The organism is Acinetobacter sp. Ac_3412 (assembly GCF_013072675.1).
Classification (GTDB): Bacteria; Pseudomonadota; Gammaproteobacteria; order Pseudomonadales; family Moraxellaceae; genus Acinetobacter; species Acinetobacter higginsii.
Genome location: NZ_LXUJ01000012.1, coordinates 275,242 through 295,755, shown reverse-complemented (window position 1 = coordinate 295,755; position 20,514 = coordinate 275,242). Strand labels below are relative to the sequence as shown.

The 20,514-nt window shown below is 39.0% G+C and carries 18 protein-coding genes; 12 read left to right on the top strand and 6 right to left on the bottom strand.

Going from position 1 to position 20,514, the window contains the following annotated elements; all coding sequences use genetic code 11:
- Complete coding sequence (locus A7P54_RS16665; RefSeq protein ID WP_171550237.1) at window positions 1-195, bottom strand: hypothetical protein; 195 nt, start codon at window positions 193-195, stop codon at window positions 1-3.
- Window positions 196-541: 346 nt separating this feature from the next.
- On the opposite strand from A7P54_RS16665, the gene A7P54_RS16660 reads away from it, so the two are divergent.
- From A7P54_RS16660 to A7P54_RS16635, 6 genes are all read left to right on the top strand, one after another.
- A complete protein-coding gene (locus A7P54_RS16660; protein WP_171550236.1) occupies window positions 542-766 on the top strand; it encodes a transcriptional regulator in 225 nt (74 codons plus the stop codon).
- A gap of 27 nt (window positions 767-793) precedes the next feature.
- Entirely contained in the window at window positions 794-1,840 is a 1,047-nt protein-coding gene (locus A7P54_RS16655; RefSeq protein ID WP_171550235.1) for a hypothetical protein, read from the top strand.
- Between the two features lie 342 nt (window positions 1,841-2,182).
- Window positions 2,183-3,454 carry a HAMP domain-containing sensor histidine kinase gene (locus A7P54_RS16650; RefSeq protein ID WP_171550234.1) on the top strand — a complete coding sequence of 424 codons (1,272 nt, stop codon included), beginning with the start codon at window positions 2,183-2,185 and terminating at the stop codon, window positions 3,452-3,454.
- Window positions 3,455-3,526: 72 nt separating this feature from the next.
- On the top strand, window positions 3,527-6,274 hold the full coding sequence (gene glnE / locus A7P54_RS16645) for a bifunctional [glutamate--ammonia ligase]-adenylyl-L-tyrosine phosphorylase/[glutamate--ammonia-ligase] adenylyltransferase (protein WP_171550233.1): 2,748 nt from the start codon (window positions 3,527-3,529) through the stop codon (window positions 6,272-6,274).
- A 30-nt stretch (window positions 6,275-6,304) separates the two neighbouring features.
- Window positions 6,305-7,231 carry a branched-chain amino acid transaminase gene (locus A7P54_RS16640; RefSeq protein WP_004652473.1) on the top strand — a complete coding sequence of 309 codons (927 nt, stop codon included), beginning with the start codon at window positions 6,305-6,307 and terminating at the stop codon, window positions 7,229-7,231.
- A 175-nt stretch (window positions 7,232-7,406) separates the two neighbouring features.
- On the top strand, window positions 7,407-8,162 hold the full coding sequence (locus A7P54_RS16635) for a hypothetical protein (RefSeq protein WP_004802722.1): 756 nt from the start codon (window positions 7,407-7,409) through the stop codon (window positions 8,160-8,162).
- An 86-nt stretch (window positions 8,163-8,248) separates the two neighbouring features.
- Here A7P54_RS16635 and A7P54_RS16630 read toward each other — a convergent pair whose 3' ends face one another.
- Genes A7P54_RS16630 through A7P54_RS16620 form a run of 3 tightly spaced genes read right to left on the bottom strand, consistent with a single transcriptional unit; the run spans window position 8,249 to window position 11,357 of the window.
- Window positions 8,249-9,274: an NAD-dependent epimerase gene (locus tag A7P54_RS16630; RefSeq protein ID WP_171550232.1), complete on the bottom strand. Its 1,026-nt coding sequence runs from the start codon at window positions 9,272-9,274 to the stop codon at window positions 8,249-8,251.
- Window positions 9,271-10,440, bottom strand: coding sequence for a nucleotide sugar dehydrogenase (locus tag A7P54_RS16625; protein ID WP_171550231.1), 1,170 nt, complete (start codon window positions 10,438-10,440; stop codon window positions 9,271-9,273). The genes A7P54_RS16630 and A7P54_RS16625 overlap by 4 nt, the downstream gene beginning before the upstream one ends.
- A gap of 35 nt (window positions 10,441-10,475) precedes the next feature.
- Entirely contained in the window at window positions 10,476-11,357 is an 882-nt protein-coding gene (locus A7P54_RS16620; RefSeq protein WP_171550230.1) for an ATP-grasp fold amidoligase family protein, read from the bottom strand.
- Window positions 11,358-11,732: 375 nt separating this feature from the next.
- On the opposite strand from A7P54_RS16620, the gene A7P54_RS16615 reads away from it, so the two are divergent.
- From A7P54_RS16615 to A7P54_RS16605, 3 genes are all read left to right on the top strand, one after another.
- On the top strand, window positions 11,733-12,731 hold the full coding sequence (locus A7P54_RS16615) for a Stealth CR1 domain-containing protein (RefSeq protein ID WP_171550229.1): 999 nt from the start codon (window positions 11,733-11,735) through the stop codon (window positions 12,729-12,731).
- 3 nt (window positions 12,732-12,734) lie between these two features.
- A complete protein-coding gene (locus A7P54_RS16610; RefSeq protein WP_171550228.1) occupies window positions 12,735-13,493 on the top strand; it encodes a glycosyltransferase family 25 protein in 759 nt (252 codons plus the stop codon).
- Between the two features lie 69 nt (window positions 13,494-13,562).
- Window positions 13,563-14,474, top strand: coding sequence for a capsular polysaccharide synthesis protein (locus A7P54_RS16605; protein ID WP_171550227.1), 912 nt, complete (start codon window positions 13,563-13,565; stop codon window positions 14,472-14,474).
- Window positions 14,475-14,492: 18 nt separating this feature from the next.
- Here A7P54_RS16605 and A7P54_RS16600 read toward each other — a convergent pair whose 3' ends face one another.
- Together A7P54_RS16600 and A7P54_RS16595 are read right to left on the bottom strand one after the other, a co-directional pair.
- Window positions 14,493-15,389 (bottom strand): lipopolysaccharide biosynthesis protein, encoded by an 897-nt coding sequence (locus tag A7P54_RS16600; RefSeq protein ID WP_171550226.1) that lies wholly within the window; start codon window positions 15,387-15,389, stop codon window positions 14,493-14,495.
- A 77-nt stretch (window positions 15,390-15,466) separates the two neighbouring features.
- The gene (locus A7P54_RS16595; protein ID WP_004802739.1) at window positions 15,467-16,369 is read right to left on the bottom strand and encodes a hypothetical protein; all 903 of its coding nucleotides are present in this window, start codon (window positions 16,367-16,369) and stop codon (window positions 15,467-15,469) included.
- Window positions 16,370-16,484: 115 nt separating this feature from the next.
- Here A7P54_RS16595 and A7P54_RS16590 point away from each other — a divergent pair, with 115 nt between their 5' ends.
- The 3 genes from A7P54_RS16590 to A7P54_RS16580 all read left to right on the top strand — a co-directional run bounded on the left by A7P54_RS16590 (window position 16,485) and on the right by A7P54_RS16580 (window position 20,420).
- The gene (locus tag A7P54_RS16590) at window positions 16,485-18,452 is read left to right on the top strand and encodes an HAD-IA family hydrolase (RefSeq protein ID WP_171550225.1); all 1,968 of its coding nucleotides are present in this window, start codon (window positions 16,485-16,487) and stop codon (window positions 18,450-18,452) included.
- 385 nt (window positions 18,453-18,837) lie between these two features.
- The gene (locus A7P54_RS16585; RefSeq protein ID WP_081406954.1) at window positions 18,838-19,650 is read left to right on the top strand and encodes a glycosyltransferase family 25 protein; all 813 of its coding nucleotides are present in this window, start codon (window positions 18,838-18,840) and stop codon (window positions 19,648-19,650) included.
- Window positions 19,647-20,420 carry a glycosyltransferase family 25 protein gene (locus A7P54_RS16580; RefSeq protein ID WP_171550224.1) on the top strand — a complete coding sequence of 258 codons (774 nt, stop codon included), beginning with the start codon at window positions 19,647-19,649 and terminating at the stop codon, window positions 20,418-20,420. The genes A7P54_RS16585 and A7P54_RS16580 overlap by 4 nt, the downstream gene beginning before the upstream one ends.
- The last annotated feature ends 94 nt before the right edge of the window (window positions 20,421-20,514 follow it).

Sequence of the window (20,514 nt, the reverse complement as noted above, 5' to 3'; positions counted from 1 at the left end):
TTATATTGACTCGATAGTGTAATCTTCACCTAAGACCATCTGTCCAGACCATGTTTCTGCTGTTTCTTTTGCTTCCTCGTAATCAGTAAATTGCCCATTAGCTATAGCTTCTTCTCTGGAAGGGGTGATATCAATGTCATCCTCACCTGCGGTGAAATAATTTCCTGAATCAAGTAGTTTTACGATGAATCCCATGTGATACCTTATATAATTTAGAGTTTATATTTTTTACGTTACAATATTTTATGGGAAGGTACTACTCTCATTTGACTAAAGTTATTGTATTAGATTACTTTTTACTAAACATAATGAGCGCCTATATAAGAACCTTATTGATTTTTAAAATGAAAACATGTATTAAAACAAATATTTATGAATTACATGTGATTCCGACCCTCGGACCAAGATTCAAAGACCCCAAGCTGGTATTAAAGGCTTGGGGTTTTTTAATGCTTATTATTTGTATATTTATTATTAGATTTGCGCTTCAAAAATTTAGATAAAATTTGCTGAAATATTGCAGGTTAAAAAGAATTCTGTGGTGCGTTATGAAAAGCATAGTGCACCGCTGGATATGGACCAGTTAGATCGTCTTGAAGATCGTGGCTTTAATATTCCATTTATTCTGTGGGGGACAACAGAAGTGAAGGGAAGTGAGCTGTCAGAACAAGAACAGAGGCTGGCACAGTTTTGTAGACAGACGCGTGAAGAAATGCGTGGGGGCTTAGTTTCACTTGTTGAGACTTATGCGAATCAATTTAAATAATTAATTTATAATTTAAGAAGAATTTTCATGCAGAAGGTATGTTTAGTATTAATTTTGGGTATTGTTATTCTTGCAATATGGATATTTTTTCCAATTATCTTTAAATATTGGGTACTTCATTTGTTAGTTAACCCTCCATTTACGACGGAGGTTTATGCTTCATTAGGACCGATTGGTGATATTTTTGGTAGCTTAACAGCTCTTTTTACATCTGCCACATTAATTATTGTGATTTATTCTGCTTACTTGCAGCGCCAAGCCAATGAAGATGCTAGAAAGGCAATGGCTCAACAACTTCAGCAAGCTAGAGATGCGACAGCGACTCAATTGAATCAAGCAAGAAAGGCTCTAAAGCAACAATTAGATCAAGCTCGAGAGGCAACAGAGAGGCAAATTGATAATGCCAAGGAGTTGTCTAAAATTGAGCTTCAGCAGACGCGTGAAGCGACACAACAACAGCTAGATTTAGCTCAAGCAACTCATGATGCTCAGATGAGAGAGTCTAAACATGCTATTTTTTCTAATATGTTGAATATTTTATTGAATCAAAAAAATCAAGCACAAGAACGATTGAGCCTTAGATTAGGCACAACTAACTTACAGTCTCTATTTGTACATTTGTCTAATAAATTTGAAGAATTGTTAAGTGATGAGTGGAAAAATTTCAAAATTTCTAAAGATAGTGATCAAACAATAATGGCTAAAAGATTTGTAAAAGAACTAAAGGAATTTACTGGTCAAACAGGAATATTCGATGAATTACAGAGCTATTTTTATAATTATTATTCTTTGATTGCCTTAATAAAAAAGGATGAATATAAGGAGTTTGATACAAAATTCTATATTAGAATTTTAAGTAATTTGATGACTCAATCTGAACAAGAAACCTTATTATGGTGTTGCTCAACAGTAGATTATATTAAAGAAGCAATAGAAGTATCCGAGCTTCTAGATGCCCATTTTTCTGATGAAATAGCCTATTTTATGTTTAGAAATTTTAAAAAAACAATTTGTGATCATCCCACAATTTTAGAAAATTGGGATAAATATTTAAAAGAACAAAACCCAGCATAAGCTGGGTTTTTCTTATTTGGCTTGAACCGCTCTGGATATGTTGCACACTTGATGATGGATTGTGTTGATGATCGCCGAAAATTCCTTTTCTGTTAGCCGACATTTTTATGGCTATTTTGTAATGTAATAAATGTTCAAACAATGAGAGAGTGACGTATTACTTAGAAGTGTCTTTCAAAATTTACTCTAAATTAAAATTTAATGAAATTTCACGTTTTGTTGCGAATTGATTGAATCAACAATTGCCTTTTCTGTTAAAGTTTGTTAATACTAAGTGATAGTTTTCACATTTTTTTTATAAAACGTAAAGAACCGTATAACGAAAATATTCGAGAGGCGGGAATGACGATTCAATTATTAGAACTACAACAAGCCGAAAAGTTAAGTGCTTGTAAAATCTCTCTTTCTTTGGGGCTAACTTCAGAGCAGAATCTGCTTGAGCAATTTTTACAGTTCAACCGAAAACTGATGCAAACCAGTACCGCATTACTGTCATTTCACCAAGAACCTTACCTGTGGCATCGTTGCCCTGAAAAACTCAAAGCCATTGATTCCGCAAAGATTACCAAAAGTCTAAATACGCTATTTGTGAATGGTGATCTAGTCGATAGCGACCATCCGCAATACTCAACCTTACTGGCATTTCTCGCACCACTGAAAAAGAAAATTCAAACTGCGGTCGCTCTACATCTTAGACATCCAGACCAAACCTCACTTGGCTATATCATTCTGTTTGATGAAGCTGCACAAGGCTTTAGCGATCTACAAAAACAACTCCTGCAAGAACATTGCGTCAACTTCATGCAACAACTGGAATTGAAGTTTAACCATGACGAATTGAAAGAACTATACGAACAAGAAGCTGCACTCAATTTTAGTAAAACCAAATTCTTTTCGATTATTTCCCATGACTTACGTGCACCGTTTCATGGTCTGTTGGGCTTCTCAGAAATATTGGCAAAAGAACGTGAAACCTTAGATGAATCCAGTATCCAGAATATTGCTGACTATCTTTACGATACATCACAGTCGACGTATAACTTATTAGAAAGCTTACTCAATTGGGCAATGGCTGAGGGTGGACGTTTTGTCTATCACCCGATCAACTTTAAGTTGCGTCAGATCACCAATATCGTGACCGATATTCTGAAAACTTTAGCCATTAAGAAGAATATTCAATTGATTAATGAAGTCGATGAAAATCTTAAAGTCTATGCCGATATGAATATGATCACCTCGGTCATTCAGAACTTGGTTTCTAATGCGCTGAAATTTACCGATGTCGATGGTACGGGTAAAGTTTATATCCAAGCACAACATAAAGGCACCTATGTTGAAATCTATGTCAAAGATACTGGTCTCGGCATGACCCAAGAACAAATCAAAGACCTATTCCAACCGCGGATTACCATCAGCTATAAAGGCACCGCAGGAGAGAAGGGGGCAGGTCTGGGCTTAAGCTTGTGTAAGCGCTTTGTAGAAATGAATTTGGGTGAAATCAATGTCACCTCCAATGAAGGCGAAGGTACAGTGTTTACCGTGTTATTGCCGATCGAACGTGAACAGGTTGATTTATGTACGGATCAACAAAAAAGCAAAGCGAAATTAGTCTAAAGAGATTTTAAAGATAAGCTTGTAACTGATATAACTAACCTAGATGACATGACATCAGTCGAGCCTTTTTATATGAATGCGCAACAGCTACAAAAAACCTTAGTTGCAAGCCAATATGCTGAACAAGTTTTAAATTTATATACATTACAATTAGAACAAGACTATTCCGAAGATCAATTTCTTGACTCACTGTCGACTGAGACCATCTATCAAAAAGTGCAATCAGCTGTGGCTGAAGTCAGCGATGAACAATCATGGATGAAAGCCTTACGCGTACTCCGTGCCAAGCTGATGTTTCGCTGGATTTGGCAAGATGCCAATCAACTCACCAATGTGGTGACGTTGACACGTGAGCTATCCGATTTTGCTGATGCCAGTATTTGTGCAGCCAAAGCTTTTGCATTACCGCCTTTATTAGCCAAACATGGCGAGCCAATTGGTTATTCAGGTCAGTTGCAGGATCTGATTGTGATTGGTATGGGCAAGCTCGGTGCCCAAGAGCTGAATCTTTCTAGTGATATTGACCTGATTTTTGCCTTCGATGAACAAGGCGAAACCAATGGGCGTAAATGTATTGATGTACAGCAGTTTTGTATTCTGTGGGGACAGAAGCTGATTTATCTGCTTGATCATATTACTGCAGATGGTTTTGTGTTCCGTGTCGATATGCGCTTGCGTCCGTGGGGTGATGGTTCAGCCTTGGCAATTAGCCATAGCGGATTAGAAAAATATCTGAGTCAGCATGGGCGTGAATGGGAACGCTATGCATGGATTAAGGCGCGCGTGATTACTGGTGGCAAAGCTGGCGAAGAATTGCTAGACATGTCGCGTCCATTTGTATTCCGTCGTTATGTTGATTATTCCGCTTTCGCTGCTATGCGTGAAATGAAAGCCATGATCGAACGTGAGGTCATGCGTCGTAATATCGAAGAGGATATTAAGCTGGGTGCAGGTGGGATTCGTGAAATCGAATTTATTGTGCAGGTGTTCCAGTTGATCTATGGCGGATCGAAGCGTGAACTGCAAGATCGTCAATGTCTAGTCAATTTGCATCATTTAGGTGAAGCGGAGTTGCTGGATCAGCAAGCAGTGATTGATCTGGAAGATGCCTATCTATTTTTAAGACGTGTCGAACACGCGATTCAAGCCTTGAATGATCAGCAAACTCAATCCTTGCCAACCGAACCTGAACTCAGACAACGGATGTTGGATACGCTTGGCTTTGCCGATTGGGCTGCCTTCTTGGATGTGTTGAATCAGAAACGTGACAAGGTCAAAGTCCAGTTTAAGCAGTTGATTCAGGAAAAAGAGTTTGCTGAGCCAGTTGATGATTTTGTGCAGCTTGAGCAAAAACTCAATGCCGTATTGGATGATGATGCCAAGAATTTAATTCAAAACTTTTGGCATGGTCAGGCATTACGCAAAATCCCAGCCAGTGCCTTAGAGCGTTTAAAGAAATTCTGGCCACATTTGATCGAAGCGATTTTACAGTCGGATCAACCACAAATGGCGCTGTTGCGTTTGATGCCATTGGTTGAATCGGTGCTGCGTCGTACCGTCTATCTGGTCATGCTGATGGAAAGCCGTGGCGCGTTACAGCGACTGGTGAAAATGGCAACCGTCAGTCCATGGATTTGTGAGGAGCTGGCACAATATCCAGTGCTGTTGGATGAATTTCTGTCCATGGATTTTGGTCTGCCGCAACGTAAAGATCTGGAAGATTCACTGCGCCAACAATTGCTACGAATAGAGATTGATCAAGTTGAAGATCAGATGCGGGTACTGCGCTTATTTAAAAAGAGTAACGTGCTTACCGTAGCAGCCAGTGATGTGCTTGCAGAAAGTCCGTTGATGAAAGTTTCCGATGCCCTGACTGATATTGCCGAAGTAAGCGTGCAAGCGACCTTACGCTTGGCGTATGAGGCAGTTGCGCAGCGTCATGGCTATCCAGTTGGAAATGATGGACAGCGTTGCAGTCTCGATAACAAAGGTTTTGCCGTGATTGCCTATGGCAAATTGGGTGGCATTGAGTTGGGCTATGGTTCAGATTTGGATTTGGTGTTTATCCATGCCTTTGAAGAGCAAAGTGAAACCGATGGCCGTAAGGGCATTAGTGGGGCTGAGTTTGCCATTCGTGTGGCACAGAAATTTATGTCCTTGATGACCACACAAACCTTGGATGGGCGTGTCTATGAGATTGATACCCGTCTGCGACCATCGGGTGAAGCGGGGATGTTGGTCACCAGTTTAAAAGCTTATGAGCAATATCAACAAAAGAGTGCCTGGTTATGGGAGCATCAAGCCTTGGTGCGTGCTCGCTCTATTGCAGGAGATCGTGGATTATGCACGCAATTTGAACAGATTCGCTGTCAGATCCTGACCCAAGTACGTGATGAGAATGTGGTGCGTGAAGAAGTGTTGAAAATGCGCCAAAAGATGAAAGATCATTTGGGATCATCTTCTGAGCAAAAAAAACATGGGATTTTTCATTTAAAACAGGACTCAGGTGGTATCGTTGATATCGAATTTATGGCACAGTATGTTGTGCTTGCATGGAGTGGGACGAATACAGATCTCGCCCATTTTTCCGATAATGTAAGAATTCTAGAAGATGCTGCTAAAGCAGGCTGCTTATCCAGTGAAGATGCCACAGCATTAATACACGCTTATCTCCGTGAACGAGCTGAGAGCCACCGTCTAGCGCTTGCAAATCAATCTATGCAAGTCAATGCTGCGGATTGGCACGATACCCGCGAGATCGTTTGCAAGTTATGGCAAAGATTAATTGATCCAACTGCGCAAGCATTGGAAAGTGAATAATTGTGTAAAAAAGAAAATGGAGTATGTGCGATGAGTTTGGCTGATCGTGATGGTTTTATTTGGCAAGATGGAAAATTAGTTGATTGGCGTGATGCAAAAATTCACGTCTTAACTCACACACTACACTACAGCATGGGTGTCTTTGAAGGCGTCAGAGCTTACGAAACCCCGAATGGTACAGCAATCTTCCGTTTGCAAGATCATACTAAACGCTTATTAAATTCAGCAAAAATTTATCAAATGAATGTTCCATTTGATCAAGCGACACTAGAACAAGCACAAATCGATGTGGTGCGTGAAAATAAATTAGCATCTTGCTATTTACGTCCATTGATTTGGATTGGTTCTGAAAAACTCGGTATTGCCGCAACAGACAACACCATTCATGCCGCAGTTGCAGCATGGGGCTGGGGTGCATACCTAGGTGAAGAAGCAATGGCCCGTGGTATTCGTGTGAAAACCTCTTCATTCACGCATCACCATCCAAACGTGACCATGTGTAAAGCAAAGGCATGCGGTAACTATACCGTGTCGATCTTGGCACATCAGGAAGTGGCACGTTCAGGTTATGACGAAGCAATGTTGCTTGACCCACAAGGCTTTGTTTGCCAAGGCGCGGGCGAGAACGTATTCCTGATCAAAGATGGCGTGTTGCATACCCCTGATTTAGCCGGTGGCGCGTTAGAAGGGATTACCCGTCAAACCGTGATTACCATTGCTAAAGACCTGGGTTATGAAGTGGTTGAACGTCGTATTACTCGTGATGAATTCTACATTGCAGATGAAGCATTCTTTACAGGTACTGCTGCAGAAGTAACCCCGATCCGTGAGTATGATGACCGTGAAATTGGTTGTGGTTCACGTGGTCCGATTACTACTGTGATTCAAAAGACTTTCTTTGATGCAGTACAAGGTCGCAATGACAAATATGCACACTGGTTAACTTATATTAAATAAGTTGTAATCGTGCACAAAGGCGAAGCTTAGGCTTCGCTTTTTTATTGACGAATTAATACTAAAAAAAACAATCCGCTCTATGCTAAGATGAGCGTATATTCAGTGCATATGATTGAACACTTTTGTTTTTTTGGACAAAGTGTAGCCTCGTATCTCAAGCATTTAAGGTTATCAGATGGTAGATATTCAACAAAATTCGGCAACTCATGAAGACAATGTGATCTTGTGCATGAAGTGGGGAACCAAGTATGGTGCTGAGTACGTCAACCGTTTGTATAACATGGTCAAACGTCATTTGACTCTGCCTTTTAAAATGGTGTGCTTGACCGATCGTACCGAAGGTATTGACCCGAATATTCAATGTTTTCCGATTCCATCTCTGGATTTGCCCGCTGGTAGCCCTGAGCGTGGCTGGAATAAACTCTCGACTTTTGAACCTGATTTGTATGGCCTAAAAGGCAATGCATTGTTTCTCGATCTAGATGTGGTCATTATTGATAATATTGACTGCTTCTTCCAAGCGGAAGGTGAGTTCTTGGTGATTCACGACTGGAAACGCCCTTGGCGTATCACAGGCAATAGTTCGGTTTATCGTTTTAAACTGGGGGCTTTCCCTGATATTTTGCCGTACTTTCGTGCAAACTTTAAAGAGATCAGTCAAAAGTTCCGTAATGAACAAGAGTACCTGTCTTGGTTTGTGCATAAAGAAGGCAAATTGAGTTATTGGAATAAAGAGTGGTGCAAAAGCTATAAATACCACTGTTTAAGACGAGTGCCATTTGCTTATTTCCAGCCGCCTATTAAACCAAAAGGCGCAAAAATCATTATTTTCCATGGTGAGATTAACCCACCTGATGCGATCAGTGGTGGTGGTGGTAAGTGGTATCGCTATGTATTGCCATCGGATTGGATTAAAGAGTCTTGGCAATAATCCAAGTGTTATTCATCTTGAAATTGAATAGATGAATAGGATAAAAAAATCAGGCGGAATGCCTGATTTTTTTGCTTTAAGGGTTGTTAAATATTGTGGTATTGGCGATACCAATCGACAAAGTTTTTCACGCCATCAATCACAGAAGTCGCGGGTTTATAGTCCACATAGTTTTCTAGCGCAGAGCTATCGGCAAAGGTATCTGGTACATCGCCAGGCTGAAGAGGAAGCAGGTCTAAAATCGCTTCTTTACCTGCCGCTTTTTCAATCGCCTGAATATATTCAATCAGTTTCACCGTACGGTTGTTACCAATATTGAAAATTCTAAACGGAGCATTGCTGGTGGATGGATTTGGATGGTTGCTGTCCCACGTCTCATCAGGGGTCGCAATCTTGTCACTGGTACGGATAATCCCTTCAACAATATCGTCGATATAGGTGAAGTCGCGGGTGTGATTGCCATGATTAAACACAGGAATCGGTTTGCCTTCAAAAATATTCTTGGTGAACTTAAATAAGGCCATATCTGGACGTGTCCACGGTCCATAGACAGTAAAGAAACGCAGTCCTGTGGTTGGCAATTTAAATAAATGACTGTAGCTATGCGCCATTAATTCATTGGCGCGTTTGGTTGCGGCATAGAATTGTAGCGGATGATCCACACCATGTTGCTCGCTAAAAGGCATGGTGGTGTTGGCACCATAGACACTACTGGTGCTGGCATAGGTTAGGTGGGGTGTTGCTGCATAACGGCAGGCTTCCAAAATGTTGGTAAATGCAATCAGGTTGCTCTCCACATAGCTATGTGGATTTTCAAGTGAATAGCGTACACCGGCCTGTGCGGCCAAATGAATCACACGGTCAAAACAATGATCTTGAAAGCATTGATCCACCACGGCTTTATTGGCGAGATTGTCACGAATCAGAGTGAAACTACCTGTATCGTTGCGTTCAGCCAACAGTTGTAATTGCTGAGCACGGGCCTCTTTCAGGGATGGATCATAATAATCGTTAAAATTATCAAAACCGACCACATCATCACCGCGTTCCAACAGTTTTTTTGCAACACTAAAGCCGATGAATCCAGCAGCACCTGTGACTAGAACTTTCATTCATCGCCTCCAAAAATATCTCGGGTATAAACTTTATCTTGTACATCTAGCAATTCATTGGAGAGGCGATTGGCAATAATCACATCACAAGATTGTTTGAACTCATTTAGATCTTGAGTGACTTTAGAGTTAAAAAAGCTGTCTTCGTGAAAGGTCGGTTCGTAGATAATGATTTCCAGACCTTTGGCTTTTAATCGCTTCATCACGCCTTGAATCGCTGAAGCTCGGAAATTATCTGAGCCGCTTTTCATCACCAGACGATAGATTCCGACCGTGCTTGGGTTTCTTGCCAGAATTGAATCCGCAATAAAATCTTTACGGGTGCGATTGGCATCCACAATCGCTTTAATTAGATTGCTTGGGACGTTGTTATAGTTGGCCAATAACTGCTTGGTATCTTTCGGTAGGCAATAGCCGCCGTAGCCAAAAGATGGATTGTTATAATGACTGCCAATACGAGGGTCGAGACAAACACCGTCAATCACTTGTTTGGTGTCTAGGCCAAAGCTTTGTGCATAAGTATCCAATTCATTGAAGAAGGCCACACGCATCGCCAAATAGGTATTGGCGAACAGTTTAATCGCTTCAGCTTCAGTTGAATGGGTCAGCAAGACTGGAATATCTTGTTTTACTGCACCTTCTACCAGTAAATCGGCAAATTGCTGGGCACGTTCAGACTGTTCTCCAACGATGATACGCGAGGGGTAGAGGTTGTCGTGCAGGGCTTTACCTTCACGTAAGAATTCAGGCGAGAAAATAATGTTTTCAGTCTGATATTTATTTTTGACTTGCTCGGTGAAACCCACAGGAACTGTAGATTTGACGATCATGGTTGCATTGGGGTTAATGGCCAGTACATCCTGAATCACGCTTTCTACACTTTGCGTATTAAAGTAATTGGTTTGAGGGTCATAGTCAGTTGGGGTGGCAATAATAATAAAATCAGCATCTTGAAAAGCCTGCTGTTTATCCGTAGTCGCCGCGAAATTGAGCTGTTTTTCTTTTAAAAAAAGTGAAATATCATGATCTTGAATCGGTGATACTTTGTTATTCAGTAAATCTACTTTACTTTGTAGGATATCCAGGGCGATGGTTTCATGGTGTTGTGCAAATAGCATTGCATTTGACAACCCGACATATCCTGTTCCAGCAATCGCTATTTTCATAAGTACCTAACAGATTCGACATACATGATGGACGGCTAATAGGATAACCAGAGTGAGCCTAATTTTAAATCCCATTCTACAGGTGTAATCACCATTCGTCCTGCATTCGGAGTGAGGGTGATTTCACTAAAATACACATGATCTTGAGAGAGTAAGAAATCTACTCGGCTATAACCATACGCAAAACAAAGCTTTTCTGACAGTTGAATGATCTCTTGCAATTGTTTCGGTGCAGCCAAAGCGGATGGAGAGTTATCTTTTAGATCGACCCGAAATGGCTGTAACTGCCATTGTGTATCATACATATTTGAATAGTCGTTGCCTTGAGCATCTTGGACATCAATTTCTAGATATTCCGGACGGCCTTCAAAACAGTGCGCACGACACGTGGTAATGGCAGATTTACTGGCAGGATCGACATAGAGCTCTACATATTCTTCAACCAGTACTTTAGGGCAAATATCTTTGTAGTGCCATTCACGCTTTCTAAAATACATATTCATTTTAAGATGATTTTTGATTTTAGCGGTTGCTGCTTCGACATTAAACTTGCTTTTATCGCGACAGACCATGGCGCTGCCACTGTCATGGGTACATTTTAAAACAAATTGATTGGGTAACTGGTTAAAATCAATCTCATCAATACATTTGTAAATGCCAATCAATGGAACAAAATAGGCATCACCGACTTTTGCAGAAACCAACTGTCTGACTGCACATTTATCTGCTAATTTTGTGAACAGGGGACTCCGCTCGAAAATCATTCGGGCAGTGACTTTTTCATTGAAGCTTTTTGGCGAGCAAAAATCAGGGGTATAACCTAATTTGCAGATAAACCGTTTAGTGAGATACGCTTTATCTGAAACAAATTTAGTTCTAATTATTTTTGCTTGATACTCAAAGTAATTATAAATCATCAGTCAAAAGATTAAATCCCGTCAAAGTAACCTGTAATTATAATAAAAATACCTAAATTCGTCTAATAAAAATGTGGTGGTTTTAGGTGTGAAATGATTCCAAAAGGTTTGATTTTGTTAGGGATTGTCAGGAGTTAAGCTGATGTTAATAAAGTTACTAAACAAGGTGGAATTATATATCTGCTGATTACCTCATCGATATTAAAATTTAAACAATTATAATATATTGATTTATATGGAATGATTGCACAATCAAGATGTCTGCCATTACGAAAAGAGACTGCCAGTGAACAGATCAGTGATGTTATCATATGCTTCTAGATTAAACATGTTTGGCCGTATTTTCGGGCTTTCGGATCGTTTAAGAGTGAATTGATGAGTGAAATGATGCAACCGGTTGATGTGGTGATTGCTTGGGTGGATGGCAATGATCCGAAGTTAAAACAGAAGCGCATGCAGTATCAGGGCAAAACACAAGCTTCTGATGCCGTCAGTGATACCCGTTTTGCCAGCAACCATGAAATTTATTATAACGTTGCATCTATTTTAAAATATGTCCCATTTTGTCGACATATCTATATTGTGACAGATGGTCAGCAACCGCAATGGATTGATGACTTTGTTCAGGATGGGATTTGTGAGGCGGGTAAAATTCGGATTGTTGATCATCGTGAAATATTTACGGGGTATGAGCAATACTTACCCACTTTCAATACACGTTCGATTGAAACCATGCTCTGGAATATTCAGGGCTTATCCGATTACTTTTTCTACTTGAATGATGATTTCTTTTTTAACGCACCAGCACAATTAGAAGATATTCTGATTGATCAGAAAATGGTGATTTACGGGCATTGGCAAAGCAGTTTTGTGCTCAAGGCCAAGCTTTGGTATCGTCAGGTTTTAAATCAATATTTTTCCAAGCCGATACAACCTAAACATATGATTGCGCAAATGTTAGGTGCAGATATGCTTGGATTTAAAAAGTTTTTTGAGATTCACCATTATCCGCACGCGGTTGACCGTAAAATATTACAAGATTATTTACTTGCTCATCCTAAGTTTCTAGAAAAACAGATTCAGTATAAGTTCCGCAGTGTCGAACAAATCAATCCGATTTCATTGATGAATCATTTGAAAATTCAAAAGGATGAGGTCTTGTTAAAGCCTGACCTTGAGATTGCCTATTTGAAAAATGAAAGTAGTTTAAGCAGCTTCTTGCAAAGCTTGGGTAATGAACAGATTAAATATGGGTGCATGCAAAGTTTGGATCAATTAAGTGATGCGGCAGCGGCAGAAATTTATGCAGCTTTAAATCAAAAATTGGCAGGTTATATCCCGAAAGTTTTATTGGCTGAAACGGCCAAAGGATAAATGATGAAAGTTGAAACTTATCTAATTAACCTTGATGGCAGTGATCAGCGTCTGGCGAGTGCGACCGAACAATTACAGCAACAGGGATGGCCATTTACCCGTTTTTCGGCCTACGATGGTCGCGGCAAAGCGCTGTCTGAGTTTAAACAATATGATGATGCCGAGGCGCAGCGAATTTTAGGTCGTAGCTTGATCAATTCCGAGCTTGGGTGTTATCTGAGCCATTATGGTTGTGTCGAAAAATTTCTCCAAACAGATGCCGATTATTTGGTGGTGTTGGAAGATGATATTCAGGTTTTACCGAACTTTAAAAATAATCTGCAATCACTACTGAACTATCTAGATCAACATAAAGAGTTAGACTGGTATGTGGTGAATATGGCGGCGAAAAAGAAAAAACTCGCCAAAGATATTGTGCAGATGGATCAATACAACCTGTGGCATGCTTATTATTTCCCGATTCGTGGGGTTGGACTGCTTTGGTCGCGTAAAGGTGCAGAAGAGTTTGTCAAATTAGGTAAAAATATTCATGTGCCTGTCGATATCTTTTTCCAAGGCTGGCTCAGCAAGAATGGAAAAGGCCTCGGCGTTTGGCAGCCTTTTGTTAAACCTGCTGGATTGGACAGTGATATTTTGGGTACGGTTGCAACACAGGGTATTCAGCGTAAAGACTTGGAAAAGCGCGATTCGTCTCATGGTCTAAAGAAACAGAAACGAATGTGGCGTGACCGTTTTTATGCTTTTAAGCATCTTTACTTTTAACTAAATATTCTGGGCAAATCACTTGAGTAAAAAGCTGAGATGATTTGAAGATATGGCTGAGTGATCTGTATGAAAATATTTAAAAAAATATTCTATCTCTTAAAGTTCTATACGATGTATTCGAATAAAAAGAGAGGGGTTAATGAAGCCATAGACAATGAAGCAGATCTGATTGTACTTAATCCGATTGTGCAGAATGCGGTAATTCCTAAAAAAATCTGGATGTATTGGGAAGGACCACTGGCTGGATTTGTGGAAAAATGTGTTGAGCAAGTTAAAAAGACCAATCCAGATTATGAGGTTCATTTTCTCACGCCAGACACAGTGAAAAACTTTTGTGATATTGATTTTGGTCGTTTCCCAAAGGCAACACCGCAACAAAAGGCCGATTTGCTCCGTTTTGAACTGATTTATCAGTATGGAGGAATTTGGTTGGATGCAAGCATCCTGGTTTATGAAAGCTTAGACTGGATTCAGGAACTGATTGCGAAGAATCATACCAACAGCTTTGCCTATTACCGTGCCAAGAATACAACACTTAAAGATTTTCCCGTCTTAGAGAATTGGTTATTGGCCAGTGCAGAGAAAAATATTTTCTTTAAAGAATGGTTTGATGAACTGGCGAAAGCGATTGAAATGACGCCTAGAGCCTATCTGCAAAAACTGAAAGAAACAGAACCTGATTATCAGGATATGTTTCAACAGATTGGTCGTCTGGAATATCTAGTGGCCTATGTGGCCTGTCAGAAAGTGATGCGTCGTCATTTACCCAGTATGTGCTTAATTAACTGCGATCAAAATGCGCTGTATTTTCAGGTAAAACACCAATGGGTGAAAGAAAAAGTGCTGATCGATATGGCAATCAATTATCCACCTCAGCAAATGCCAAAGCTGATCAAGCTTGCAGGGAAGGAAAGAAAAACCCTGAGTCATTATTATGAAAAAGGCATGTATCTGGAAGGTTCATTACTCGATATCTAAAACAAGAGCTTTCAGGGTTTAAAGTAAGGTTTTCGGGTCAATCTTCTCAAATGCTTGAACAGCACTGTTTTGAGACAGGTTGAAAACTTTAATTTCTTTTTCTTTAAATAGTGTTGCAGCGACATCAAAGGCTTGGAATACGTCATCGACATGATGATTTAAGGTTGTTGGTTGCTGTCCGCCAATACTTTCATAAAAACGTGGCTGAGAAAAATTATTCATGTCTAAACCCGCAATATAGATTTCTTTATACCCCAGAGTAAAGAGAATCTGAAGGGCAACATAAGCCACGGTAAAATAGTCAAAAGTACCTTTATAGATATCGAGTGAGAAACCCATGCCTTTGTGAATAAAGAAGTCAGTTTCATTTTGATCAAAGTGTCTAGCATGGTCTAGAAAGGTTTCGACTTGACCATCGGTAATTGTTTCAATGGTCTTGATCTGACAATGAATATCTTCAATCCGAACGTGTCTTAAAATCAGGTCTAGGCAGCGTGGTGTGGTGTAAAAGGTGCAATCGCTATTCAAGACTTTTTGGACCAGATCGAAACGGCAGTTCACAAAGTTATGGTCAATAATGACATAACTAGAAAATGGAATTGAATCAAATGCGATAGCGCCATTTACACCGATATAATCTCGATCACTTTGATGCAGAATTTTGGAATCTAGTTGTTGAATAGAAGGGCCTGTCGCCACCAACATGCATTTTTTATGAGAAATTTTTGCTGGAAGGAGATTATTGGACACCAGTTTTTTCTTAAAATAAATTTTCTCAATACGATTCTGGGAACCGCGCTCCACGCTATAAAGTGGCCAGTAGCGACGATTATGTTTTGCTGCTTTAGGGAACAAAAGCTTATAAACCAATTTATAAATACTTCTAGAAATGCGATCTGAAAAGAAGTGAACCATTTAAAAACTCATTTATAAAATCATTGAGACGAATGAAACTAGATAACTTGGTTTAGGTCATCTAGTTTCGATTGATATTAGTCGTCTAAAGAAAAGCTTTTCTTTTTCAATTTGGTTTTTAGACTATGTAATGAACGAGCAAACCAATTTCTATCTTCTGGGCGAGTTACTTTGTTGCCGCGATAATGAATTTGGGTCGCTTTAGAAAAATCACCAAAGGGCTCAATACGATAGTTCTCTGGGCGATAACCCGCTGCAATGGCTTCTTGATAATATTGGTCGAACAGTTCAGTCAGGTCTTCACGTGGATGCGGCATGATTTTACCGTCGAACCAGTGTTTTTGTCCTTCAGCCTCTAAACGAGGTAAGGAGTATTTATGGCTGAATTGCGTGCCCATGTCTGAATAATGCAAGATTTTAATTTGATCAGCAGCCAGACCTTCACCATCAATATTATTATAGGAGTCTTGATAGGGCTGAACTAACTTAGGTTGATCTTTTAACAGCTGCATCAACTTTTTATGGCTTTGTGGATCCGCTTGAATATCCTTTAATGAAGGAAGGTATGCTTTGGCTTTCTCACAATCCCAAACACAAGTACACAGTCTGGCTGAGTTTTTACCGCCTTTGGCAATCACGATTGCTTCATCTTTTTTAGGATGCGCCCATAGCTCCGCAATATCACATAACACCACAACGTCCGCATCCATATAAATGGCACGGCCTTCGAAATTGCATGACTCTGGGATTGCCCATCTAAAACCTGAAAATGGGGTCGCCCAATGTTCTGTATGCCAGCCTTCGTCTGTTTGCTGATTGGTATACCATGGACTATTTTGATCGTGGCTAAGCTGCATCCATACAATTTCAACAGGATGTTTGGTATGCTTGCGGACACTATAGTCCAGAACCATCATTTGTTCTAAGTCGCAGTTATTGGGGTCGCAACCAACAAAAATTTTAATTGTGGAGTTAGACATGACTAGCTTCCATTTTTAAGGCTTTATTCATAATTATAGTCTAAAAAGAGGGGCTTTTTTTGAAATATTTCTCTACTTCTGGTTATATTGTAAAGTGATTATGTGAGGCAATGTAATGATAATAAATACATTTATTGAAAAGGCAAAAAGGAAAATTGCCCAAGCAGAGATTGTCTCTTTTGATATTTTTGATACCTTATTGCTACGTCCGTATTTATCTCCACGAGATTTATTTTTACATATCGAGATTGATCAATGTTTGGAAGGTTTTGCTCTGGCTCGAAGAGAGGCTGAATTTAGAGCGAGAAAGAAAAATCCAGATCGACAAGAGATCTGCTATGACGATATTTATAATGAAATTGAGGTTGAGTTTAAATGCGCCAAAGAAATTGAATTAAACTGGGAGTTTATGGTTTTACAACCGAACCCAGAAATGAAAATACTATGGGATTATGCCCTTGAATTAAATAAAAAAGTTATTGTAATTTCGGATATGTACCACTCATTTGAGAGTTTGCAGAAATTACTGATTAAAAATGAATTTCATGCTTTTGAGCATTTATATGTGTCTAGCAGCTATGGTAAAACCAAGAAAAAAGGCACATTGTTTGAGCAAGTCTTTTCTGATTTAAAGGTGAGCGCACAAGATATTGTTCATATTGGTGATAATAAGAAAGGGGATTATAGAGCGCCCGCGAAACTAGGTGTCCAAGCAATTTTATATAAACAGATTGCACAGCAGTTCTTAGCTGTTGATGAACGGGTAAGACGATTTACAGAACAAGGCACGCTCAATTTAGGCAAGAGTATTTTGGTCGCAATGCTAGCAATGAGGTGGTTGAACCAGTCATTGGTACAGAATAAGCATCCATATTGGCAAGAGATTGGTTATGGCTATGCTGCACCTTTGGCTTATGGTTATAGTAAATGGATTGAAACTACAGCACTAGAAAAAAAGCTAGATCATCTTTTGTTTGTTGCTCGAGATGGCTATTTACTGCAAAAGGCTTTCAAACAATTTCATGTTGGTGGAATTAAAACCAGTTATGTATATGCACCACGCCTACTCAATCTAGTTTACCGACTTGATTATGAGAAGCAGAATATTGAAAGTGCTAAAGCGATTGTCGATTTTTATGCGCATAAATATGCAGATATTGCTGCATTAACAGAAGGGCAATCTTTTAACAAAGCTAGTCATTATCACCATTTTATTCAAGAGCATAAGCATCATTTTGAACAACATGCTGAGCAAATGTACGCTGATTATCATCATTATATTGATACGATCATAGGCAAAGATGAACAGGTCGGAATAGTTGATAGTAAGACCGTTGCTTTGACCTCTCAGAAAATGTTGGAAGATGTGTTACAGCGTCCAATCAATGGTTTTTATTGGTCTACGTTATTGCCGTATCGCACTAAAAAATATGCATTCGATACATTTATTCCCAATAATTTAAATACTTTAGACTCAAATGTATTTACTAAAAACTGGAAGTTTGTTGAGTTGCTTTTAAGTTCACCTGAGTTTCCAATTTATGGCGTTTCGATGAAGGGGCAGCCGATATATAAAGATAATCCAAGTAAGGATGAGGGTCTCATTAAGGAAAACTATGCAGAAATTGTTCAGGGAGCTGAAGCATTTTTTGCAGATATAAAAGCTATTTTTGGTCAAACCAATCTTTATCTAGAAGGTGGAGATCTTGTCGCGTGGACCAATATCTTTTGTGACTATCCACGTGGCGTTGATGTTGAAAAAATGACAGAGGTTCGGTTAGCCGTTGATGTTTCACATCATCGCGCTATACCACTATTTTCGATGAAGACCTCGTTGGCAGATTTCCTTAAACAGCCTAAAACAACCTTAAATATATGGAAGGGGTTAGTTTGGAGAACCCCTATACAATCATTGCTTTTACATGTTTTTAAGCCATTAAAGGTGAAGAAAAGTCATGCTAAGCACATTAAAATCGGTGTTCTGCCATATCTTAAGACAAGATATTTTATCTGGACATTGTTATTGTTTAAGCGGTTTTCGCTGCAATTAACCTTAGGAAATTATAACAAACATCATTCTTGAGTTTAAAAGGCGCTGGTCGTGCCCTATGTGGAATTGCCAGCTCTTATCTTTTAATTTGAATAAGAGCATATAGTTTGGGCCTGTTTTTAGTGTCGGTGCTGCGGGGAAATTTATCTTCTTGTCAGTAATTTGTTGTCTTTATTTTTATTCTGGAAAAACTAGTGTTTTAAAATTTAATTTATAGCTTTGATTTTATTTGATTTATTGTGGTTCTATTTTGGGTTTTGTAATCTTGTCTGTGTTCGCTGTGAGAAGAAAAAAATAACTATTTTTGAAATGTTGATGCTTATCCATAACTTACATGTTGTTAGCTTAGGCAACAGTCAGGCAAGATTGAAATCATGTACATCATAATCAAAAACAAGTATTCTTAGCGCCTGTAGGTATGTCGCCTAATTTGTCTGAATTACTCCTATCCCATATGAAAAAGTTTGTTGTCAGTCTCTCAAGCGCAATCGAGCGCCGTAATCATATCTCATCTCAATTTGAGAGACAGGGAATAGAGTTCAGCTTTTTCGATGCAATAACTCCTGATGTGGCCGCATATGATGCACAAGCCATGAATCTTAGTGTGCATGAAAACTATATTGCCAAAGGTGAACTTGCCTGTTTTATGAGCCATGTACATTTATGGAAGAAGATTGTCGATGACAATATTCCCTATATGGCAATTTTTGAAGATGATATTCATTTAGGGGAAAAGGCTAACAGGTTCTTAAATCAATCTGACTGGATCGAACCAGACTGGCATCTCATTAAGTTAGAAGCATTTACGCCGAAAGTGATATTGGGGGCTAAATGTAAAGAATTCCCGCAAGAAGGGCGAGAAATCTATAGGTTAATTGGAAAAAACTTAGGAACTGCGGGCTATATCCTGTCATTGCAGGGCGCAAAATTTTTATTAAATGAAATTGAAAAGATTGACTATATTATTCCCTTAGATAACTTGATGTTTGAGCATGTTGTTAAAGATCATAAGTTTATAATGTGTCAAATGCAGCCCGCACTGTGTATTCAAGACACCATATTGCATTATAGATCAACCAATATTCAGCTGAAAAGTCAGCTCACCTCGGAAAGAAAAAAGAGGATGAGAGCCAATAAAGCCAATGGTCTGCAGAAGATTTTTTTAGAATTGGTTCGTATTAGCACCCAATTAAAAATTATATTTTTTGCTCGTCGGGTAACATATAAGTGAAAACTTTTGTCATCAGTTTACAGTCCGCAGCTGATCGTAGAATACATATTGAAGAACAGTTTGGGGAAAAAGGAATTTCATTTCATTTCTTTGATGCCATCGAACCTCCTCAGGTCGATCTCCAAGCTGAAAAGATTGGCCTTACGCTTCGTCAAGGTGATTTAAGCAGAAATGAATTGGCTTGTTTATTAAGCCATGTCTCCTTGTGGCAAAAAGCTGTTGATGAAGAAATTTCAGCCATTGCAATTTTTGAAGATGATGTCCATTTGGGAGATGATGCTGAGCTACTCTTAAAACAATCAGACTGGTTAAAGGTTGATATTGTGAAGCTCGAAAAATCTTACGATAGTGTTATCTTAGATTTAAATAAAACCCAAATCTTTGATCATAAAGATTTTATTTTAAGACGTTTGAAAAACCCCCATCTTGGAGCAGCAGGCTATATTCTCTCTTATCAGGGAGCAAAGGCATTGCTTGAGTATATGAAAGAACAACCTGTTTTAGATCATGTTGATCAAATTGTTTTTCGAAAATATATTGCTGAAGGTCAGCTTGGTATCTATCAATTAAATCCAGCATTATGTATGCAGGACTATTTATTAAATCCACAAAATCAAAAGTTTAAAACAACACTTCAATGGCGTAATAAACAAAAAATTAAGTCCAGAGGATTACAGAAGTTATCTCGTGAACTCAAGCGTCTTTTGACTCAATTGAAAGAATTTCCTTATAAAACTAAATTAAAGTTTAAAGTGACTAATAAAAATTAAACTATGACATTATTTATTAAAGGGTTATCTGTCTTGATTTGCACTGTGAAATAGTATGAATATTCCTTTGAGGTTTATTTCATATATTTTAATT

What these genes read in the sequence shown, in the direction of transcription:
- A7P54_RS16665 (WP_171550237.1), bottom strand. Translation starts at nt 195, where the DNA reads ATGGGATTCATCGTAAAACTACTTGATTCAGGAAATTATTTCACCGCA.
- A7P54_RS16655 (WP_171550235.1), top strand. Translation starts at nt 794, where the DNA reads ATGCAGAAGGTATGTTTAGTATTAATTTTGGGTATTGTTATTCTTGCA.
- A7P54_RS16650 (WP_171550234.1), top strand. Translation starts at nt 2,183, where the DNA reads ATGACGATTCAATTATTAGAACTACAACAAGCCGAAAAGTTAAGTGCT.
- glnE (WP_171550233.1), top strand. Translation starts at nt 3,527, where the DNA reads ATGAATGCGCAACAGCTACAAAAAACCTTAGTTGCAAGCCAATATGCT.
- A7P54_RS16640 (WP_004652473.1), top strand. Translation starts at nt 6,305, where the DNA reads ATGAGTTTGGCTGATCGTGATGGTTTTATTTGGCAAGATGGAAAATTA.
- A7P54_RS16635 (WP_004802722.1), top strand. Translation starts at nt 7,407, where the DNA reads ATGGTAGATATTCAACAAAATTCGGCAACTCATGAAGACAATGTGATC.
- A7P54_RS16630 (WP_171550232.1), bottom strand. Translation starts at nt 9,274, where the DNA reads ATGAAAGTTCTAGTCACAGGTGCTGCTGGATTCATCGGCTTTAGTGTT.
- A7P54_RS16625 (WP_171550231.1), bottom strand. Translation starts at nt 10,440, where the DNA reads ATGAAAATAGCGATTGCTGGAACAGGATATGTCGGGTTGTCAAATGCA.
- A7P54_RS16620 (WP_171550230.1), bottom strand. Translation starts at nt 11,357, where the DNA reads ATGATTTATAATTACTTTGAGTATCAAGCAAAAATAATTAGAACTAAA.
- A7P54_RS16615 (WP_171550229.1), top strand. Translation starts at nt 11,733, where the DNA reads ATGAGTGAAATGATGCAACCGGTTGATGTGGTGATTGCTTGGGTGGAT.
- A7P54_RS16610 (WP_171550228.1), top strand. Translation starts at nt 12,735, where the DNA reads ATGAAAGTTGAAACTTATCTAATTAACCTTGATGGCAGTGATCAGCGT.
- A7P54_RS16605 (WP_171550227.1), top strand. Translation starts at nt 13,563, where the DNA reads ATGAAAATATTTAAAAAAATATTCTATCTCTTAAAGTTCTATACGATG.
- A7P54_RS16600 (WP_171550226.1), bottom strand. Translation starts at nt 15,389, where the DNA reads ATGGTTCACTTCTTTTCAGATCGCATTTCTAGAAGTATTTATAAATTG.
- A7P54_RS16595 (WP_004802739.1), bottom strand. Translation starts at nt 16,369, where the DNA reads ATGTCTAACTCCACAATTAAAATTTTTGTTGGTTGCGACCCCAATAAC.
- A7P54_RS16590 (WP_171550225.1), top strand. Translation starts at nt 16,485, where the DNA reads ATGATAATAAATACATTTATTGAAAAGGCAAAAAGGAAAATTGCCCAA.
- A7P54_RS16585 (WP_081406954.1), top strand. Translation starts at nt 18,838, where the DNA reads ATGTCGCCTAATTTGTCTGAATTACTCCTATCCCATATGAAAAAGTTT.